Here is a 508-nt window from a genome sequence, read left to right as displayed (position 1 = left end):
CTCCCGGACCGCACCGTGGCCGCCGTGCCGCTCGAGCACGTGCCGCGCGCGCTCGAGCGCGTCGAGCGCCGCATCCGGCACGGCGAGCGGCCAGCCCACCATGTCGAGCGCGGGGATGTCGCCCCGGTCGTTGCCGAGGTAGGCGATGCGGTCGAGGCGGATGCCGCGTGCGGCCGCCCACTCGCGGAGCGCGGCGCCCTTGTCGGCGAGCCCCTGGATCACGTCGACCCCGAGCTTCTCGGCGCGACGACTGACGACCGGGTTCGCCTCGGCCGACAGGATGAGCACGGGGATGCCGTGGTCGCGAAGCCGCGCGACGCCGTGCCCGTCGGCCCGGCTCACCCGGACCGACTCGCGACCGAGCTCGTCGACCGCGGCGGTGTCGTCGGTGTGCACGCCGTCGAAGTCGGTGACGACCGCGTCGACGTCGATGAACGGATGCCGCGGGTCGGCCACCCACGCCGCGCCCTCGCGTCGCGCGAGCGACGCGGCGATGCCGCCCGCGAGC

The 508-nt window shown here is 76.2% G+C and carries 1 protein-coding gene; it reads right to left on the bottom strand.

Going from position 1 to position 508, the window contains the following annotated elements; all coding sequences use genetic code 11:
* On the bottom strand, positions 1 to 508 hold a 508-nt coding region (locus tag ESO86_RS18445; RefSeq protein ID WP_165308466.1), incomplete at both ends, for a KdsC family phosphatase.

Source organism: Agromyces binzhouensis, from assembly GCF_004135055.1.
Lineage (GTDB): Bacteria > Actinomycetota > Actinomycetes > Actinomycetales > Microbacteriaceae > Agromyces > Agromyces binzhouensis.
This window is presented reverse-complemented; position numbering and strand designations above follow the sequence as displayed.